Annotated in this window: 3 protein-coding genes and 1 pseudogene; 2 read left to right on the top strand and 2 right to left on the bottom strand. The window is 72.2% G+C overall.

The window, feature by feature from the left end:
* Positions 1 to 154 precede the first annotated feature (154 nt).
* Positions 155 to 571: a transposase gene (locus ABZ693_RS36250; RefSeq protein ID WP_435842646.1), complete on the bottom strand. Its 417-nt coding sequence runs from the start codon at positions 569 to 571 to the stop codon at positions 155 to 157.
* A pseudogene (locus ABZ693_RS36245) lies at positions 558 to 1,070 on the bottom strand (transposase); the annotation flags it as partial. The pseudogene ABZ693_RS36245 and the gene ABZ693_RS36250, both read right to left, overlap by 14 nt.
* Before the next feature lie 355 nt (positions 1,071 to 1,425).
* Between ABZ693_RS36245 and ABZ693_RS35970 the strand changes: the two are divergent.
* Complete coding sequence (locus tag ABZ693_RS35970) at positions 1,426 to 1,548, top strand: hypothetical protein (RefSeq protein WP_359885705.1); 123 nt, start codon at positions 1,426 to 1,428, stop codon at positions 1,546 to 1,548.
* 144 nt (positions 1,549 to 1,692) lie between these two features.
* Positions 1,693 to 3,717 (top strand): elongation factor G (gene fusA / locus ABZ693_RS35965; RefSeq protein WP_359885704.1); only part of this gene is annotated, 2,025 nt, incomplete at its 3' end.

The following is a 3,717-nucleotide window of genomic DNA, read 5'->3' as shown; positions in this document are numbered from 1 at the left end:
ACAGCTGACATTTCCTCCGGCGTCACACGTCCCCAACGACACACCAAACCCGCAGGACACGCAACACCAACACGAACCTGACCAAGCCCTACTAGAAGTCTGATGAAGATCTTGCTGAGGGGTTGTCCGGCTGTGGGCGGGGCGGCCCCTTGGTTTATGCGGTGGCCGGGTCGAGCGTCCAGGTGTCAGCTGTGTGGGTGAGGCCGAGGTTGATCAGTCGGCGGAGGTTGAGGGCGGCTGCTCGGGTGTGGAGCCAGGTGTCGTTGGCGATCGTGCCGCGGTAGCGGAGTTTGCGGTTGCCGTGGTGGACGAGCCAGGCGACGGCGCGTTCGACCGGTGGTCTCCAGCGGCGGTATTCCGTTTGCCAGTCGGGGTCGGTGACGGCTTGGTGGCGGGCGGCTGTGAGCAGGTCGTGGTGCGGGCGGATGGTCAGGACTCGGCCGGCTTTGGCCTTGGTGCACCGCTCGCGCAGGGGACATCCGGTGCACAGGCTCTTGAAGGAGGCGGTGCGCTGCCGGTGTTGTCCGCCGGGGTCGGAAAGAGGGACGGTGTGGCCGGCGGGGCAGGTCACGGATGGCGGCGATGAGCTGGGTGACGGTGTCCTGGGTGGCGACCGCGTCGTCCGGAACGGTGGAATCCAGCGCCCGCCGGTTCCTGCCCTTGAGGACGCCGGTGGCCTTCAGGACCTCCCGCACCGCGTCGAAGACCCGGTTCGGCCGGGTAGAACGGGAAAGGCGGCGGCGGAAGTAGGCCAGCAGTGACGGATCGAACGCCATGTCGTTGAGACCGAGCCCGCAAGCGGCCTTCCACCGCAGGTCACACCGTAGTTCCTGGACCGTCTCGAAGTCCGACAGCCCGTGCAGGGCCTGAAGCGTGATCGCCGAGGCCAGGATCTGCGGCGGCATGCTCGGCCGCCCGTTCGCCGACGGATACATGTCCACGAACATCTCCGCCGGAAACAGCACACCACGATGCTCGGCCAGGAACGCGAACACACTCCCCGCCGGGATCAACTCCCGGCAGGTCTCCCACACATCCGGCCCGACCGTCTCCCCGGCCCATTCCCCCATCACCACAAACACGAGTCTGGCCCCACCACTCACGCGGCGGGGCCAGAACTCCAAGATCTTCATGAACCTTCCAGGACCCGTCCGGCGGATCTTGCTGGGCGCGGGCGCCCGTCGCGCGCGCCTCGCCGGCCTCCTGCCCGTGTGAGCTCTCCGAGCTGTCCCGGTGACACACGGCGGCGGCCCCAGTGAGCGAACGGCGCGGACCCGTCGATGCGTGAGGCGCGGAAAACAAGTGTCCCGCGCGGTCCCCGGCTCCCTACACTCACGTCCACCAGCCGGTGATCCGGCGAGGAGACGGCCTGTCGGCCGTCGGGCCTCCGGGCCGCCGTGACCGCAGAGAAGGGAGACGACCGCCATGCGCACCGCCATCACCACCGTGACCGCTGTGCCCGCCGCGACCGTCGTCTCCCGTGCCCGGTACGACGTGATCCTGGCCTCTTCGTCCGTCCGGTGCCGGCTGCGCGGCCGCCACCGCTGACCCGCGACGACGCCGTACCCGCGCTCCCGCGTCCGTACGGCACGACGTCACCACGTCCCTCACCGGGCCGCCGTTCGCCTCCGCGGCCCGTCGTCACGGGAATCGCGCTGCCTGCATCCGCATCGCACGCGAAGGACCTTCACCATGCGTACCTCCGTCCCCACCCCCGGCAGCACTCCCGGCACCGGCCGCGGCGGCATCACCCGGATCCGTAACCTCGGCATCCTCGCCCACGTCGACGCGGGCAAGACCACCCTCACCGAGCGCTTCCTCTATCTGACCGGCACCACCCACAAGCGCGGCGAGGTCCACGACGGCACCACCGTCACCGACTTCGACCCGCAGGAGCGCGACCGCGGCATCACCATCTTCTCCGCGGCCGTCAGCTGCGCCTGGGCCGGACACCGGCTGAACCTCATCGACACCCCCGGCCACGTCGACTTCGCGGGCGAGGTGGAACGCGCCCTGCGCGTCCTGGACGGTGCCATCGCCGTCTTCGACGGCGTCGCGGGCGTCGAGCCGCAGAGCGAGTCCGTCTGGCGCCAGGCCGACCGGCACGGCGTCCCGCGCATCGCGTTCGTCAACAAACTCGACCGCGCGGGCGCCGACTTGGACGCGGTCGTGGACTCCCTGCGCACCCGGCTCGGCACGGTCCCGCTGCCCGTCCAGCTGCCCATCGGCCGCGAGGACGCCTTCACCGGCGTCGTCGACCTCGTCCGGATGCGGGCGTACGAGTGGCCCGACGGCGCCCAAGGGCAGGGCCGGGCGCACGGCGAGCGACAGGGGCCGGTCGAGGGGCCCGTCCCCGAGACGCTGCGCGCGGAGGCGGAACGCCGCCGCCGGGCACTCGTGGAACAGGTCGCCGAACTGCACCCGGCGGCCCTGGAGGAGTTCTGCGCCGACGGCACCTTGAGCGAGGACACCCTCGTCACCGCCCTGCGCGAACTGACCCTCGACGGCGCGGCGCTGGTCGTCCTGTGCGGCTCGGCCTACCGCGACCGCGGCATCGAACCGCTCCTCGACGCCGTCACCGCCTACCTGCCCGCGCCCGTCGACCTGCCACCCGTACGCCCCGACCGCCATCCCACCGACCCGGCGGCCCCGTTCACCGCCCTCGCCTTCAAAGTGGCCGTCACACCCACCGGCCGCATGACCTATCTCCGCGTCTACGCGGGAACGCTCCGCAAGGGGGACACCGTGCTCGACACCCTCACGGGCCGCACCGAACGCGTCGCCCGCATCCTGCGCGTCCAGGCCGACCGCACGACGGAGGCCGACCAGGCGACGGCCGGCGAGATCGTCGCCGTCGTCGGCCCCAAGAACACCCGGACCGGCGCCACGCTCTGCGCGCCCGGCGCGCCCCTGGCCCTCGAAGCGCCCGAGGCCGCCGACCCCGTGGTCTCCGTGGCCGTCGAGGCCCGCCGCGCCACCGACACCGAACGGCTGGCCACCGGCCTGGCCCGGCTGGCCGAGGAAGACCCGTCGCTGGTCGTCGGCACCGACCCCGAGTCGGGCCAGACCGTACTGTCCGGCCTGGGCGAACTCCACCTGGAGGTCACGGTGGAGAAGCTTCGCCGCGACCAGGGCCTCGACGTGACGGTCGGCCGGCCCCGGGTCGCGTACCGGGAGACCGTCGACCGGGGCGTCCGCGGCCTGGTCTACCGGCACGTCAAACAGGACGGTGGCGCCGGCCAGTTCGCCCATGTCGTCATCGACGTCGAACCCCTCGACGAGGGGGACTTCGCGTTCCGGTCGGCGGTCACCGGTGGCCGCGTACCGCCCCTGTTCATCCGCGCGGTCGAGGCCGGCTGCCGGGACGCCCTCGCCGAAGGGCCGCTCGGCGGCCACCGGGTGACCGGGGTGCGCGTCACGCTCACCGACGGCTCGACCCATGTGAAGGACTCGTCCGAACCGGCCTTCCGGGCCGCCGGCCGCTTCGCCCTGCGCGAGGCGCTCCGGTCGGGCGGGACGATCCTGCTCGAACCGGTCGCCGAGGTCACGGTCACCGTCCCGGACGACGCCGTCGGCGCGGTCCTCGGTGACCTGGGGGCCCGGCGCGGCCGTGTCACGGGCTACGCCCTCTTGCGCCCCCACGCCCCGTGGGCCGTGCCCGGCGGCGCCGGGACCGTCAGAGCCGGGGGTCGACCGGCTCCGACTCCAGCGCGAGGA

Origin of the sequence: Streptomyces laurentii (genome assembly GCF_040635425.1) — a bacterium.
In the GTDB taxonomy this organism is placed as follows: Bacteria; Actinomycetota; Actinomycetes; order Streptomycetales; family Streptomycetaceae; genus Streptomyces; species Streptomyces laurentii.
The sequence above is the reverse complement of the archived record's forward strand: the minus strand, read 5'-3'. Positions and strand labels throughout refer to the sequence as shown.

Excerpts from the sequence above, each read along its gene's own strand:
- ABZ693_RS35970 (WP_359885705.1), top strand. The coding sequence starts at position 1,426 with ATGCGCACCGCCATCACCACCGTGACCGCTGTGCCCGCCGCGACCGTC.